Source organism: Deinococcus sp. (genome assembly GCF_018260405.1).
Lineage (GTDB): Bacteria > Deinococcota > Deinococci > Deinococcales > Deinococcaceae > Deinococcus.
In genome coordinates this window covers 1-13,375 of the sequence record NZ_JAGLBG010000072.1, presented here as the reverse complement: position 1 = coordinate 13,375, position 13,375 = coordinate 1, and the positions used below count along the sequence as shown (strand labels likewise).

Sequence of the window (13,375 nt, the reverse complement as noted above, 5' to 3'; positions counted from 1 at the left end):
GGGCCGTTCGTTGAGTCTTCACACACCAACGTAACCGACCCCACTTGCTTTTTGGTCAAAAAGGTTCCGGACTACTGCTACAGTTACGGGGGGGCAAAGCGCCTAAGCCCGCTCTGCTTCGCAGCTTTGCAAGTCCGCATAAGAAAGCTGTGACACGAATATCCTAGCCTGGGTGCATGCACGGGGAGCAACGCAGTTGGAGAGAGCGGGTCAAAGAACCAACTCCATACAGCCTGGCTACCCTCACCACTCTCGCCATGGTGCTCGGGGCAATAGATACGGCTCATAAGGACAGAGCGCAATTCATCATTCAGCTTCTTGGGGCAGCGGTAGCCATTTGCGTTCTGATCATTTACCGCAGGCCCCTCATGAGTTACAGAATGATCCCCAAATGGACCGTCCCAGGAGTCAGCCTTTGGCTGGGGGCCCTGCTCCTCAACGGTCTGTTGTTTACGCATCACCTCGATTTCGATACCTACCTATCGGTCATTTTGCTGTCTATATTCGTCTCGGCTGCTTTCGACTTCACGCGGGCCATGGCGTATGTGCTGGTCGCCCTGATGCTTACTTTTGGCTTGGCCGCCTACCTGCATGAGTTCAGGCTTCAGGTCCTGAATTACACGGCCTTCGCGGCGCTGGCGATCAATCACCTGGTCTATTTTGGCCGCCGGGTTCGGCAAAGCGAGGCCCGTGCCAAACGTGCCGAGTTAATGGTGCAGCGAGACCAGGAAACAGGCCTGCTGACCGGAGCGGCGGGGGTGGCCCAGTTGAAGGAACTGCTGGCGCAGCGTGAACTGGGACCAAGCCGTGTGGGGATCGTGCTGCTCTCTCCCCAGGGCCTCAAGACCGTTCAGGAGCACTATGGTTACTCCAGTGTGCAGCACTTCATGCAGGTGTTTGCGTTGCGTCTGGTACAGCTGTGCGGGCCACAGGACGTGATCTGCAGGTGGCAAGACCAGGTCTTTTTGGTGGGTCTGCGCAACGTCAACCGCGCCGAACTGCTGGGCCGGGCCGAGCAGCTTCAGGCAGCGGTCAGTGGCGTGTTCTGGGCTGGCGGCCCCATGATCGAGTCAGCCAGCGCCGCAGTCATGGTTTGTGAAAACAAAAACCTGACCGAGACACTGAGTCTGCTTGAAGAGCGCCTGAAATCCGAAAAAACCAGTCGTGACTGAATTGTTAGTTGTTCTGCTACCTTCGGCCACTACTCTGCTGAGGTAGGCACTGGCGAGCCAGACCTGCGCGGCGTTCACATTGAACCCATCCCTGTTACACGGACTCCGGGCGTAGAGTGGCAACCCGGAATCCGTATTACGGTTCTGAATTTGCCCGGAATCACTTCCTACCCCTCCACTCCACAATAGAAAACCGCGCACCAGGCGCGGTCTTTTATGGTGGAGGCATAGGGATTCGAACCCTAGACCCTCCGCTTGCAAAGCGGATGCTCTCCCGCTGAGCTATGCCCCCTCAGCGCCGGGCAGCTTAGCAAAGCCCCCAGCAAATAACAAGTCCCTGGGTGCGCCGGTGCGCCGCTCCCCTACATTCCCCGCCCGGTCATCTCGCCCGAGCGCAGCAACTGGCCCTCGAAGGTGCCGAACGGCGAGCGAGCGCTGGCCCAGGCCACAGCTGCCTCAACGTCGTAAGCCACCGCCCTGAACTCGACCGACCACCCGGAGGCGCGGCGTTCAAGCAAAGTCCAGCGGGCACGGGGATCACCATCCACCTGATCGCTGACCGAGCCGCAGTTGACCACCAGCGTCTGGCCCACGAAGGTGGCTCCGGGGCGGTGAGTATGCCCGCAGAGCACGACTCCGGCCCCCAGAGGCCCAGTCAACTCGCGCAGCTGACGCGGGTCACGGCTGCGGTAAAAGCCGCCCCCAGCCTCACCTCCGCCTTCCGGCTGCCAGACCCACAGCAGGCTTTCCCAGGCGCTGGTCGGCGTGCCGTGGCAGATAAACACGTCTTCCAGCCGCGTGGTCAGTGGCAATGCCGCGAGCCTTTCGCGCAGGGGGGCCGGAACACGGTCTTCGAGCCAGCGCCCGACTTCCTGACTAAGTGGGGTGCGCCTGCCGCCCGGCCAGAGTTTCTCCTCGTTGTTGCCGCGTACCTCCACGGCCCCCAGTTCGGCCTGAAGCTGCGCGGCGCGGGCGGGGTCGGCGCTGCCCTCGATTTGATCGCCCAGATTGACGATCCGGTCGGGGGCGGCCCGCCGCACTTCACGCAGCACCGCTTCGAGGGCAAAAGCGTTGCCATGCACATCAGAGATCACTGCCAGTCTCACAGGCACAGGCTAGCGCGGTAGCATGACCCCCATGAGCATTTTGCCCGACTGGCGAATCCGCGAACTGGCGCAGGCCGGAATGATCGAACCGTTCGAGGACCGACTGATCCGCACCACCGAGAATGCCAGCGTCATCAGCTACGGCCTGAGCAGTTTCGGCTATGACCTGCGCTGCGCCGACGAATGGAAGGTCTTTACTAACGTCAACAGCGCCGTGGTCGATCCCAAGAACTTCGATGAACGCAGTTTCGTAGATATTCAGGCCACCGAGATCATCATTCCGCCTAATTCCTTCGTGCTGGCCCGCAGTCTGGAATACATGCACATTCCCGACAACGTGATGGTGGTGGCCCTGGGAAAATCGACCTATGCCCGCTGCGGAATTGTCGCCAACGTGACGCCGCTGGAACCGGGCTGGGAAGGCCACGTCACGCTGGAATTTAGCAATACCACGCCGCTACCCGCCAAAATGTACGCCTTCGAGGGCTGCGTGCAGCTGCTCTTTTTTGAAGGTGAGCGCCCGGAAGTCACCTATGGCGACCGCCAGGGCAAATATCAGGGCCAGCGCGGCGTGACGCTGCCGCGCCTCTAGAGCAGCTTGCATAGTCCTACATAGTGACGCCACAAACAACGTGGCCTTATGTATGCGAACTGCGCCAGTGCAGTGAAAAACCGCCAGCGCAGAGGCCAGCGGTTTTTACTTGAGAGCGTCATTCAGTTCAGAATGCGCTTGAGGTGCAGGTAGATTTCGTACCAGTCGTTCTTGTCGCGCGGGCGTTTGCCACGCAGTTCGATGCGCGACAGGGTACGCACCCAGTCGGGCGTAATCTGCGGCCCGAGCGTCGCGTCGGCCACCAGATCGGCCAGGCCCTTGGGCAGGGCACCCTCGGTGCTGTCGCCGTAGAATTCCACGCCTTCGAGAAGGTCGTGAACGGTGATCTGGTAGGCAACCGCCAGCGTCTGAAGGGTTTCCAGGCTGGGGTTGGTGCGCCCACGTTCGAGGTCACTGAGGTAGGGGACGCTGATGTCAGCCACTTCCGCTACATCCTTGAGCCGCAGCCCGCGTTCGCTGCGCAGTTCGCGGAGTCTTTCGTGCAGTTTCATGTATTCACCTCCTGTTGCTGCGGCGTGACCTCACCACTTTTTTACCGTCTACGACAGAATTTAAAGGGGCGTGCCGCCTGGGGCCGGGGGGTTCGTGATTCAGATTTGCCTCTGAACAGAATCAAGCAGCCTTGATTGGAGTGTAACACCGCCCTCTGCTACGGTCAATACAGAATAAGGCACCCGAGTTCTTGCAAGCCCGGTTGCGGTCTGTTAATATCGTAATCAGCAGGAGCAATCCGTTCTTCCACACAAGTTTTTTCGTGTCTCTGCCAGCTGGGCACTGAACCGCCCAGTGCTGAAAGGAGTGTCTTATGCGTGCCCTCGATACCATCGCCAACAGCATCCGCCTCGGTTATGTCCACCCCACGGTCTTGCTCAATACCCTGATCGAACTTGAGAACGAGGGCGGGCTGAAGGCCGTGCGCCACATCGAGCGCCACCTCGACAACGGTCTGAGTGCCCTGCAACAGCGCCAGCACCCCCACTTCGATCTGGCCGAAAAATGGCTTTGCGCCACCCGCGCCTATCTGGTCAGGCAGACCGAGCGCAAACACGCCAGCTAAAGCGAAATGAAAAGCCGCTAGCAGTTGCGGGTTGTGAACGGAACAGAGGGACGGCAGACCGGATATTATACTTATGCAAACTGCTCTGCATTCAGCCCAGTGCGGGCGACCGTTTGAGCTTCTCGACGGCGTAAACGAGCAGTCCGGCGATGATGCCCCAGAAAGCGGCCCCGATGCCCAGCGGCGTGATGCCCGACAGGGTGACCAGAATGATGATCGGCGCGGCGAGACTACCCGGATGGGTCTGGAAGGCGGTTTGTAAGCTGCCCCCGGTGGCAGCCAGCAGGGCCAGCCCGGCCAGAGCCGCTAGCGCCTCGGGGGGCAAAATGCCCATCAGGTGCAGGAACGTGCCCGCGAACAGGCCAAAGGCGATGTTGATCATTCCGGCCCAGACCGCCGCCGTGTACCGCCTGGCCGGGTCAGGGTGCGCCTCCGGCCCGCTGACGATGTTTGCCACCAGCGCCCCGAGCGTGAGGTTATGGCACCCGATCAGGGCGGCCACCCCACTGGCCATGCCACAGGCCCGCAGGACCAGCCCCGGCGAAGGCTCGTAGCCGTTGACCCTGAGCACGCCGAAACCGGGCACGAACTGTCCGGTAAAGGCCAGCAGGGTGAGCGGCAGCGCCAGATTCAGTGTGGCCCGCACGCTGAACTCGGGGCGCACGAACTGGGGCTGGGTCAGCGCGAAGGGCACCGGAGCGGGGTGCCAGAGCCCCCCCGCCGCACTGGCCACGACGCCGACCACCAGCACGGCGGCGGTGGCCCAGCGCGAGGCCAGCTGCCGCGTGACGAAGTAGGCCACGATCATTACGCCGACCAGCACGGGCTGTTTGGTCAAGGCACTCAGGGCATGAAAGCCGAACGGCAGCAAAATGGCCGCGTTCAGCGCCGCTGCCAGATGGGTCGGAATGGTCTGAAGCAGTGCGGTCAGGCGGCTAAACGTACCCAGCAGCATGACCAGCGCCGCCGAGAGCAAAAACGCGCCGACCGCCTCGGGAAAGGGGATGCCGGGCAGCGCCGTGACAATCAGGGCAATGCCAGGAGTAGACCAGGTCGCCAGAACGGGCATCCGGGTCCGCAGACTCAGGAAAATGCTCGCCAGACCGCAGAGCACTGCATTTGCCCACAGCCATGACATGGCCGTCTGTTCGCTGAGGTGAGCGGCCTGCTGCACGCTGTAGATCAGCACGTTCGGCCCCGCCCAGCCGATCAGAATGGCGATAAAGCCGCTCAGCACTGCGCTAGGGTGCGTGTCTCGCCAGAAATTCGGTTTCGGCCCGGTAGGCAGCGCAGTCGTCATGCACAGCACTCTGAAGGAAGATTGGACTGCTGAACAGGGCTAATGGCTGGTCAATTGGACTGTTTCAGGCCAGTCATCCGGAAATTGGACTGTATGCTGCGGACATGAACATGGTGAGATGGGCGACCCTGCTAACCGACTGGCAAAGTGGTCAGGGGGCACTGTATATGCGGTTGGCCCAGGCTTTTCGCCGCAACATAGAGCAGGGGGCGCTGGCTCCCGCCGAGCAACTGCCCGCAGAGCGCGTTCTGGCCGAGCTGCTGGGCCTAAGCCGGAGCACGGTGGTGGCCGCATACGAGCAACTGGCCGCCGACCAGTGGGTCACACGCAGGCGGGGCAGCGGCACGCACGTGAGCGCGGCGGCCCCCCGGAAAACAAGCGTCCTGACCCTGCGAACGCCCCTTCAGAGTGCCAGTGCCAGTGAACTGGATTTCACAATCGCTGTGCCGCTGCTTGATGACTGCCAGCGTACGTGGCTAAAAAACGCCGCGCAGGACGGCTTTCAGGAGTCACTTTACCACCCGCTGGGGCTGCCCGAGCTGCGGGCATTGCTGGCCGAGCAGTACACCCACGGCGGGCTGCCGACCACGCCGGAACAGGTCATCATCACCAGTGGGGCGCAGCAGGCCATCTCCCTGGTGGCTGCCACCTTTTTGCACCGGGGAGATACGGCGCTGCTCGAAACGCCGACCTATTTTGGGGCCATAGACGTATTCCGGGCCGCCGGGGCCAGGCTGGTGGGGGTGGCCGTCGGCGAGCAGGGTGTGTCTCCAGGCGATTTCACGCGGCTGGCGCGGCAGCATATGCCCCGGCTGGCCTTTCTGACCCCGACCTTCCAGAACCCGACTGGCACCGTCATGCCGCCTGCCGCTCGGCAACGGCTGGCCCACGCCCTGACCGAGCTGAACCTACCGACCATCGAGGACGAAACGCTGGCCGAACTGCCCTTTGAAGGACAGACGCTGCCCAGGGTGGCCTCTTTTAACCCGGCAGCGCCGATTATCAACGTCGGCTCACTGACCAAGCTGTACTGGGCGGGCCTGCGCGTGGGCTGGATGCGGGTGCCGCACAGCTACCGCCCAGCACTGGTACAAGCCAAAACTCTGGCTGACTTCGGTGGAAGCGTGCTTACTCAGTACCTGGGCCTGCAACTGCTTCAGAACCTGCCGAGCTTGCGCGAGCGGCGCCGCGCCAGTATTCAACCGGCCCGCGACCTGCTGGCGGCCCTGCTGCGCGAACAGTTGCCCGACTGGACCTTTACGCTCCCCGGCGGTGGGCAGTACCTGTGGGTCAAGTTGCCCACGCCGCACGCCAGCAGTTTTACCCACCACGCGGCCCGCTACGGCGTGCGGCTGTTCCCCGGCGCGTCAATGAGTGTAGGAGAGCTGCCCGATTCGTTTCTGCGCCTGCCTTTTACCCTGCCGCCGGAACAACTGCCCGAAGCGGTGCGCCGCCTGAAAGCCGCCTGGAACGATTTCGGGCAGCGGCCTGGGCAAGAGCGGCTGGCATAGTACTGGCGGAGCAAATTCAGCCCAAGAAAGCAGGCAGCCCCGACCATCTCGGTCAAGACCACCTGCCGCCTGAAAAAGCTTAGGCGCCGTACTTATTCAGCTTCAGCGCGTTCGCCATCAGAAGCGGCATGACGTCGGTGCCCCGGCGCAGGCCCAGCGTGCCTTTCTGGGCTTCTTCCTCGGTAAAGCGGGCGGCGGCGTCGCGGCGGCCATGCCCTCCGTGGATCAGCAGGGGTACGGGGTGCCAGCTGTGGCTCAGCAGCTTGCTGGGCGTGCTGTGGTCGCCCACAATCGCCAGCACGTCGGGCTTGAGCGCCAGAAGCTGGAGCAGCAGCTCGTCGAAAATCTCAACTTTATGCACCTTTTCGGCAAAGTTGCCGTCCTCGCCAGTGCTGTCGGTCTTCTTGACGTGAAAGAAGAAGAAGTCGTACTTATCCCAGTTGTCTTGTAGCGCCTTGACTTTGCCGTCCAGCGCGTCCTCGTGGCCCTCGACCGGCAGCACCTCCATGCCCACCAGACTGGCCAGGCCCTTGTACATCGGGTAGCTGGCGATGCAGGCGGCGTCGAGCTGGTACACGTCCGCAAAGCTTGGGAAGTGCGGCACGTCGCTGTAGCCGCGGAACAGCACGCCGTTGACCTGCGGCTCGTCTTTCAGAGCGACCTCAGCGCGGGCCACAAAGCTGTTGATGAGTGCGGCGGTCTTCTCACTGGCGGGGTCGGTGGCGGCGGCCACGTGCGGCGCTACCCCCGTGATCTGCGGGTCCACGTCGCTGATGTTGGCTCCCAGCGGCTCACCCGGCTGGCCCCGGAACACCACCACAAAGCGGTGCTCGGACTCGGTATAGATCTCGACCGGGGTGCCGCCGATCTCCGGAATAGCGGCCTTGAGCCTGGTCACGATCTCGGCATTTTTTTCGTCGCTGGGGCGTCCGGCCCGGCGGTCTTCGATGACGCGGCCCGCTCCCAGAGTGGCAAAGTTGCCGCGCACAGCGACGTCGCCCGTATTCAGCTTGACGCCGATGCCCACGGCACTCAGCGCCCCACGCCCGACCACATACTTCAGGGGATCGTACCCGAACAGGCTCAGGTGGCCAGGGCCAGAGCCGGGGGTAATGCCCGCGCCGACCAGTTCGACCAGCCCCAGCTGACTGTCCTGGGCCAGCGTGTCGAGGTTGGGCGTTATAGCGCTTGCCAGTTCGGTGTCGCCGTTCAGTTCCAGCGGCAGACCGCCCACACCGTCCAGCACAACCAGGACAATCTTGGTGTCGGTCTTCTTGGCGAGGCTGCGTACAGTTTCCAGAAGGTCACTCATAGGTCACAGTGTACGCCGCGCCTCATCAAGTCCGGGTCAGCGTCGTGCGTACAGATGGGACTGCTTAGAGCATTTTGCAAAAAGAGGGTGCTTTTTTGACCTTCTTTTTGCCGAGTGGAACAAGTGAAAAAGAAAGCGCGGGACGTAGCATGAAGGGGGCAGCGGTATTTTTGCGACGTGCCCATCATTCGCAGAACTGCTCTAAACCGGGTCATACGGGCTGCCAATTGAACCGGGCAGTGTTAGGTTCAATCCGAGCGCAAGCGACGAGTAACAATACGGATGTTGCGGTAACTGGCCTGCCTCAGCGCCCGCATAGGCTGCGCCTCGTTCCGCGACCCTAACTGACGATCTGCCCCCGCTCGTCCAAGGCCGGGTAAGCCTCACCGCGCTCCCGGTAGGCCGGGGCCAGGTCTGGGTAGCCCCACTCGAAGGCGCGCCGTGCCAGTTCCTCCGGCGTCAGCTGAAGCTGCGCGTACATTCCGGCGGCCAGCCGTTGCCGCTGCGCCTCGAACAGGATGGTCGCCGCCGCCACCGAGACATTGAGGCTCTGCACCATGCCGAACATGGGAATGATGATGTTCTGGTCGGCGGCCTCGGCGGCCTCGTCCGACACCCCCCATTTTTCTGCGCCCAGCAGCACGCAGGTGGGCCTGGTGTAGTCGGGTTCGCGGTAATCCACGCTGCGCTGCGAGAGGTGCGTAGCCAGCACCTGAAACCCCTTACCCTGCAACTCGCGCACGGCGCTGATGGCGTCGGAGTGGCTCTGGACGCCGACCCATTTGTGGGCGCTGCCGCTGGTCGCGTCGTAGGTGTGGCCCTCGAAGGTGGCCAGCGTCCCGTGGCTGGGCGGAACCGCGTGGGCCTCAAGCACCCCCACCGCGTCGCAGGTCCGCACGATGGCCGAGAGGTTGTGGGGCTTATTGACCTCGTCCATCAGCACGGTCAGGGTGGGCTGGCGGTGGCTTAGCACCCTGAGAATCTTGGCGTAACGTTCAGGCGTCATAACATGTCAGGTTAGCGGATCGGGGGCTGCGGCGCGGGACCGGCCCTAAAAACCGCCTCACCGGGGTGGGGGGGGCCAGAGAGCCACTCTGACTCAATTGAGTCTATGCACAACAGGCGTCGCCTTGCGGCCCTCACTCACGCCTGCTTAACCACTGCGCCTAGACTGAGCACCGTATGAGGCTACTGTTTGTCGAGGACGATCCCCGCATCGCCGAACCCACCATCGGGGCACTCCGCGAGGCGGGTTACGCGGTCACCTGGGCGGCAACGGGCACGGACGGACTCGAACAGGCCATGCTGGGCGACTATCCCCTGATGATTCTCGACGTGATGCTGCCCGGCATAGACGGCTTTGAGATCGCGCGGCAACTACGTGACAGCGGCGTCGAATCCTCGATTCTGTTTCTGACGGCGCGGGGCGAAGTTGAAGACCGCGTCGAGGGCCTTGACCTGGGCGGCGACGCCTACATGGTCAAGCCGTTTGCCATGCCGGAGCTGCTGGCCAACCTGCGGGCGCTGACGCGGCGTGAGCGGGGGCAAAGCGCCCCACAGGTTATGTTCTGTGAGGGGCGGGGACGAATCGATACCGTGGCCCGCACGGTGGTTTGGGACGAGCAGGAGGTCGCGGTCACGGGCCGCGAGTACGCCCTGCTCGAAGCCCTGGCCCTCACTCCCGAGCGCTGGTTTACCCGTGAAGAGCTACTCGACCGTGTCTGGGGTCCGGCCTTCGGCGGCGAATCGCGCATTGTGGACGTGTATGTTCGTTATCTGCGCCGTAAGCTCGCCCCTGAAGCAGTGACCAGTGAACGTGGCCGTGGTTACCGTGTGGAACGCTAAGAAGCATGTACGGCTGACCCTCCGCACGCGGCTGGCGCTCTGGGCCGCGCTGTCGACGGGTCTGGCGGTGCTGCTGGTGGCAGGCGGGCTTTTCTTTGCGGTCAATGGCCTGATGCGGCGCACTCAGCTGGAGCGGGCCAACAGTCTCTCGGCCACGGCGCAGGAACGCGCCGAAAATTTTATTCGCAGCCGCTCTGACAATCCCCTGGATCCCGAGCATCTGCTGCCAGGTAGCGTGGCGGTCTCGGCCAACGATCTGGAACGCATAGCCGACGCTGGAGGCCACCGTAGCGGCATAGAGCTGCGCTTGCTCAATACCGTGACCGGCGAGTTTCAAGCTACCCGCCACTTTCCCACGGATATCCCGGCGGCGCTGGGCCAGGGACAGTATCAGCTGGGCGATCAGTTGATCACTGTCCGGACGCTTCGGGGGGCGCAGGCGGTTTTGACGGTGGTTTCCGATATTCGCTCTCTACAAGAAACCCGCGCCGCTTTCGTCCGTGCCCTGACCTGGCTTTTGCCAGCGGCGCTGTTACTCGCCTTGCTGCTGGGCTGGCTGGTCGCTGGACGCCTGTTGCAACCGGTGCAGGCCCTTGAGGGTGCGGCGCGGCAGGTCGGTGAAAGTGGGGACCTGCGCCGCCCACTACCGGGCACCCGGAGCGGCGACGAACTGGGCCGACTGGCCCTGACCCTGCAAAACAGTTTTGGCCGACTGGCCGACTCGCGGGAGCGCGAACAGGCTTTCTTGCGCGCCGCCGCGCATGATCTGCGCAGTCCGCTGGCTGCCCTGCAAGCCCGCGTAGACGCCACCCTTAGCCGCGAGCGTGAGCCGGAACGCTACCGCAGCGAGATGAAGGAAATTGGCCAGGACATCACCCGGCTCTCTACCCTGGCCAACCATCTGCTGCTGCTGGCCCGTGAATCAGATTCGATGGCCCACGCGCCCGTTCCCCTGCGCGAGCTGGCCGCCGATGCGGTGGACCGTGCCCGTGAACTGGCTCCCCTGGCCGATGTGGACCTGCTGGCCCCGCAACCAGTTACGGTGACCGGTGACCGCGTCCTGCTGGGCCAGGCCATCTGGAACCTGACTATGAACGCCATCAAACATGCGCCGGACTCTACCGTCACCGTCCGCGTCGAGACCCGCCCCGGCGCGGCCAGCGTGACCGTTCAGGACGACGGCCCCGGTGTTTCTGCCGCTACGCTCGCCCGGCTGGGTGAAGCCTTTTACCGCCCGGACAGCAGCCGAACTGGCGACGGCCACGGGCTGGGGCTGGCCCTGGCCCGCCGGGCCGCCGAATTGCATGGGGGCCGTCTTGAACTTAGCAGTACCCCCGGCGAGGGGTTTCAGGCTGCCTTGATTCTTCCTCTGCTAGGCTGAGCACTTATGAATTCAAGTGAGACACGCTGGAGTGCCGTCGTCCTGGGCGGCGGTGAACCAGGGGACGCTTTTGCCTCTGCGCACGGCGTCAACGTCAAACCGCTTATCCCTATTCATGGCCTGCCAATGGCCGCCTACGTTCTGCGCACCTTACGTGACAGTGGCAGAGTTGAGCGCATTGCCTATGTCGGGGCGACCACCCCCGAGCTTGAGCTTTTTATAAATGTGCGCGTGACCGATCACGGAAGCTTGCTGGGTAACCTTGAAGCGGGAGTCGAAGCCATTACCCAGTCGGGCCTGGCCTCCAACGAGCGTGTACTGGTGGTCACCGCCGATATCCCTCTCCTCAGCGCCGCACAGCTCAGGGACGTGCTGGACAGCGCACCCATCGCAGCTGGTTTTGTCTATCCGGTGGTTCGCCGTGAAGACTGTGAGGCGGCCTACCCCGGCGTCAAACGCACCTTCGTCAAGCTCAAAGACGGGACATTCACAGGCGGAAACCTCTTCATCCTTGATCCACGCCTGATCAAAAAATTCCTTCCCCGCCTGCGTGAAGTCCTGGCTGCCCGTAAAGCCCCCTTGAAACTTGCCCATATCATTGGCTTCAGTACGCTTTTCAAACTCCTAACCAGAAGTCTCACCGTTGCAGGACTTGAACAAAAAATCACCGATATTGTGGGCGTTTCTGCACAGGCTCTGATCACCCCACACGCGGCTGTTGGTACAGATGTCGATAAAGAGGCTGACTTAGAATTAGCCGTCGCCCAGCTCGCACCTCCGACCGGCTGAACTTTCTCCCTCTGTGATCGCCGCCGGACAAACTACAGGGGGGGCTTTGGGCGCTTTCTTCGGATACGCGCAACTGCAACCGACAGCTGCTTTTGCACGCTTTAAAATGACAGGCTGTAGCCCTTGCTATCGCTGGTCAGCGTGTGCATACTGTCGTTTATGCCGCATGTTATTACCAGTCCCTGTATTGGCACCAAAGATCAGGCCTGCACCGAGGTCTGCCCCGTCGAATGTATCTACGACGCTGGCGAAATGTTCCTGATCCACCCGGACGAGTGCATTGATTGTGGTGCCTGTGTCCCCGCCTGCCCGGTCAGCGCCATTTATCCTGAAGAAGACGTGCCTGCTGGCGAAGAAAGCTACATCGAGAAGAATCGCGCTCACTTTGGACTCTGAATCTCTGGTCTCTTTCACTGCTTTACCTGTGTAGGTAAGTACCTGCCGCTTGGAGACTGCATCATGATAAGGAGCTGCTGGTGGAGGTGGAGGTCATCTGGGTTCTTTTCTCAGATGACTGCAACTGCACCCCGACAGCCACTTATGGGCGACGAGATACTTGTATGAACCACCTATATCACGTCCTGTTGGGCGCGGTGAAGCTAGGAACGGCATCTCTGGAGCATGGGGTCTGACCCGTAGAGTACGGAGCATTTGATGCAGGAGATGGTGCTGGATTACTCAGAGCATCATCGGAAACTAAATGATCCCGACGATTCGGCGTTCATTTTAGAGGATTGAAGGCGCGTTTAGCCGCAAGCAACCCCCTACACCTTCAGTGCAGGGACGTTCAGTATTAAATCAGTACTAAAAATGCCCCTCGAGATGAGGGGCGAGAGAACTTCTGTGTGGAGCGGGAGACGAGATTCGAACTCGCGACATCTACCTTGGCAAGGTAGTGCTCTACCAGCTGAGCTACTCCCGCAATAAAAAAACCCCCGCACTGACCGACTTTTCCGGGATGCTGCCATCCGAGTATCATTGGCGCGACTTTGTTTCACGACCCAGTTCGGCATGGGATGGGGTGGTTCCAAAGTGCTATAGGCACGGGGGTGTCTTGATTTATGTGTAACGTTGCAAGACGGAAGCGTGAACGAGCGTTGGAGTGGTTGATCGCCTGCGGCGGCCAACCCTGAATAATAGCGGTTAAAGGTCAAGACCTCGACTGATGAGCACCAGTCAGCTGAGCACATTGCTGTGCTTGCACTTCTGGCCTCTTAACCCGGTGGTCTACCGGGAGTCTTACCTGCTTATGCAGTGGGATATCTCATCTTGGGGCTGGCTTCCCGCTT

The 13,375-nt window shown here is 61.9% G+C and carries 13 protein-coding genes, 2 tRNA genes, 2 rRNA genes and 1 pseudogene; 9 read left to right on the top strand and 9 right to left on the bottom strand.

Annotation, left to right across the window (positions count from 1 at the left end):
- Positions 1–368: 368 nt before the first annotated feature.
- Positions 369–1,172, top strand: coding sequence for a GGDEF domain-containing protein (locus QZ269_RS09640; protein ID WP_291426499.1), 804 nt, complete (start codon positions 369–371; stop codon positions 1,170–1,172).
- Positions 1,173–1,389: 217 nt separating this feature from the next.
- On the opposite strand, the gene QZ269_RS09635 is transcribed toward QZ269_RS09640, so the two are convergent.
- A tRNA-Ala gene (locus QZ269_RS09635) sits at positions 1,390–1,464 on the bottom strand.
- A 70-nt stretch (positions 1,465–1,534) separates the two neighbouring features.
- On the bottom strand, positions 1,535–2,278 hold the full coding sequence (locus QZ269_RS09630; protein WP_291426498.1) for a metallophosphoesterase family protein: 744 nt from the start codon (positions 2,276–2,278) through the stop codon (positions 1,535–1,537).
- A 31-nt stretch (positions 2,279–2,309) separates the two neighbouring features.
- Between QZ269_RS09630 and dcd the strand changes: the two genes are divergently transcribed.
- A complete protein-coding gene (gene dcd / locus QZ269_RS09625; protein WP_291426497.1) occupies positions 2,310–2,870 on the top strand; it encodes a dCTP deaminase in 561 nt (186 codons plus the stop codon).
- 122 nt (positions 2,871–2,992) lie between these two features.
- On the opposite strand, the gene QZ269_RS09620 is transcribed toward dcd, so the two are convergent.
- Positions 2,993–3,382 carry a helix-turn-helix domain-containing protein gene (locus tag QZ269_RS09620; protein ID WP_291426496.1) on the bottom strand — a complete coding sequence of 130 codons (390 nt, stop codon included), beginning with the start codon at positions 3,380–3,382 and terminating at the stop codon, positions 2,993–2,995.
- 314 nt (positions 3,383–3,696) lie between these two features.
- Between QZ269_RS09620 and QZ269_RS09615 the strand changes: the two genes are divergently transcribed.
- Positions 3,697–3,948, top strand: coding sequence for a hypothetical protein (locus QZ269_RS09615; protein ID WP_291426495.1), 252 nt, complete (start codon positions 3,697–3,699; stop codon positions 3,946–3,948).
- Between the two features lie 91 nt (positions 3,949–4,039).
- Here the strand turns inward: QZ269_RS09615 and QZ269_RS09610 are convergent, their stop codons facing one another.
- A complete protein-coding gene (locus QZ269_RS09610) occupies positions 4,040–5,248 on the bottom strand; it encodes a benzoate/H(+) symporter BenE family transporter (RefSeq protein ID WP_291426494.1) in 1,209 nt (402 codons plus the stop codon).
- A gap of 104 nt (positions 5,249–5,352) precedes the next feature.
- Here QZ269_RS09610 and QZ269_RS09605 point away from each other — a divergent pair, with 104 nt between their 5' ends.
- A complete protein-coding gene (locus QZ269_RS09605) occupies positions 5,353–6,759 on the top strand; it encodes a PLP-dependent aminotransferase family protein (protein ID WP_291426493.1) in 1,407 nt (468 codons plus the stop codon).
- 79 nt (positions 6,760–6,838) lie between these two features.
- On the opposite strand, the gene QZ269_RS09600 is transcribed toward QZ269_RS09605, so the two are convergent.
- A complete protein-coding gene (locus QZ269_RS09600; RefSeq protein WP_291426492.1) occupies positions 6,839–8,071 on the bottom strand; it encodes a 2,3-bisphosphoglycerate-independent phosphoglycerate mutase in 1,233 nt (410 codons plus the stop codon).
- Between the two features lie 340 nt (positions 8,072–8,411).
- Positions 8,412–9,077: a tRNA (guanosine(18)-2'-O)-methyltransferase TrmH gene (gene trmH / locus QZ269_RS09595; protein WP_291426491.1), complete on the bottom strand. Its 666-nt coding sequence runs from the start codon at positions 9,075–9,077 to the stop codon at positions 8,412–8,414.
- A 176-nt stretch (positions 9,078–9,253) separates the two neighbouring features.
- On the opposite strand from trmH, the gene QZ269_RS09590 reads away from it, so the two are divergent.
- The 5 genes and pseudogenes from QZ269_RS09590 to QZ269_RS09570 all read left to right on the top strand — a co-directional run.
- On the top strand, positions 9,254–9,916 hold the full coding sequence (locus QZ269_RS09590; RefSeq protein WP_291426490.1) for a response regulator transcription factor: 663 nt from the start codon (positions 9,254–9,256) through the stop codon (positions 9,914–9,916).
- A complete protein-coding gene (locus tag QZ269_RS09585; protein WP_291426489.1) occupies positions 9,882–11,297 on the top strand; it encodes a HAMP domain-containing sensor histidine kinase in 1,416 nt (471 codons plus the stop codon). The genes QZ269_RS09590 and QZ269_RS09585 overlap by 35 nt, the downstream gene beginning before the upstream one ends.
- Before the next feature lie 6 nt (positions 11,298–11,303).
- Positions 11,304–12,086, top strand: a complete 783-nt coding sequence (locus tag QZ269_RS09580; RefSeq protein WP_291426488.1) for an NTP transferase domain-containing protein — start codon at positions 11,304–11,306, stop codon at positions 12,084–12,086.
- A 159-nt stretch (positions 12,087–12,245) separates the two neighbouring features.
- Positions 12,246–12,482: a ferredoxin gene (locus tag QZ269_RS09575; RefSeq protein ID WP_291426487.1), complete on the top strand. Its 237-nt coding sequence runs from the start codon at positions 12,246–12,248 to the stop codon at positions 12,480–12,482.
- 243 nt (positions 12,483–12,725) lie between these two features.
- Positions 12,726–12,824: pseudogene (locus QZ269_RS09570) on the top strand (IS200/IS605 family transposase); the annotation flags it as partial.
- 108 nt (positions 12,825–12,932) lie between these two features.
- On the opposite strand, the gene QZ269_RS09565 reads toward QZ269_RS09570, so the two are convergent.
- From QZ269_RS09565 to QZ269_RS09555, 3 genes are all read right to left on the bottom strand, one after another.
- Positions 12,933–13,008: transfer RNA gene (locus QZ269_RS09565), tRNA-Gly, on the bottom strand.
- 10 nt (positions 13,009–13,018) lie between these two features.
- A 5S ribosomal RNA gene (gene rrf / locus QZ269_RS09560) occupies positions 13,019–13,135 on the bottom strand.
- A 97-nt stretch (positions 13,136–13,232) separates the two neighbouring features.
- A 23S ribosomal RNA gene (locus QZ269_RS09555) occupies positions 13,233–13,375 on the bottom strand; the annotation flags it as partial.

Coding starts and splice junctions, on each gene's coding strand:
- QZ269_RS09640 (WP_291426499.1), top strand. CDS start 369: ATGAGTTACAGAATGATCCCCAAATGGACCGTCCCAGGAGTCAGCCTT.
- dcd (WP_291426497.1), top strand. CDS start 2,310: ATGAGCATTTTGCCCGACTGGCGAATCCGCGAACTGGCGCAGGCCGGA.
- QZ269_RS09620 (WP_291426496.1), bottom strand. CDS start 3,382: ATGAAACTGCACGAAAGACTCCGCGAACTGCGCAGCGAACGCGGGCTG.
- QZ269_RS09615 (WP_291426495.1), top strand. CDS start 3,697: ATGCGTGCCCTCGATACCATCGCCAACAGCATCCGCCTCGGTTATGTC.
- QZ269_RS09610 (WP_291426494.1), bottom strand. CDS start 5,248: ATGACGACTGCGCTGCCTACCGGGCCGAAACCGAATTTCTGGCGAGAC.
- QZ269_RS09605 (WP_291426493.1), top strand. CDS start 5,353: ATGAACATGGTGAGATGGGCGACCCTGCTAACCGACTGGCAAAGTGGT.
- QZ269_RS09600 (WP_291426492.1), bottom strand. CDS start 8,071: ATGAGTGACCTTCTGGAAACTGTACGCAGCCTCGCCAAGAAGACCGAC.
- trmH (WP_291426491.1), bottom strand. CDS start 9,077: ATGACGCCTGAACGTTACGCCAAGATTCTCAGGGTGCTAAGCCACCGC.
- QZ269_RS09590 (WP_291426490.1), top strand. CDS start 9,254: ATGAGGCTACTGTTTGTCGAGGACGATCCCCGCATCGCCGAACCCACC.
- QZ269_RS09580 (WP_291426488.1), top strand. CDS start 11,304: ATGAATTCAAGTGAGACACGCTGGAGTGCCGTCGTCCTGGGCGGCGGT.
- QZ269_RS09575 (WP_291426487.1), top strand. CDS start 12,246: ATGCCGCATGTTATTACCAGTCCCTGTATTGGCACCAAAGATCAGGCC.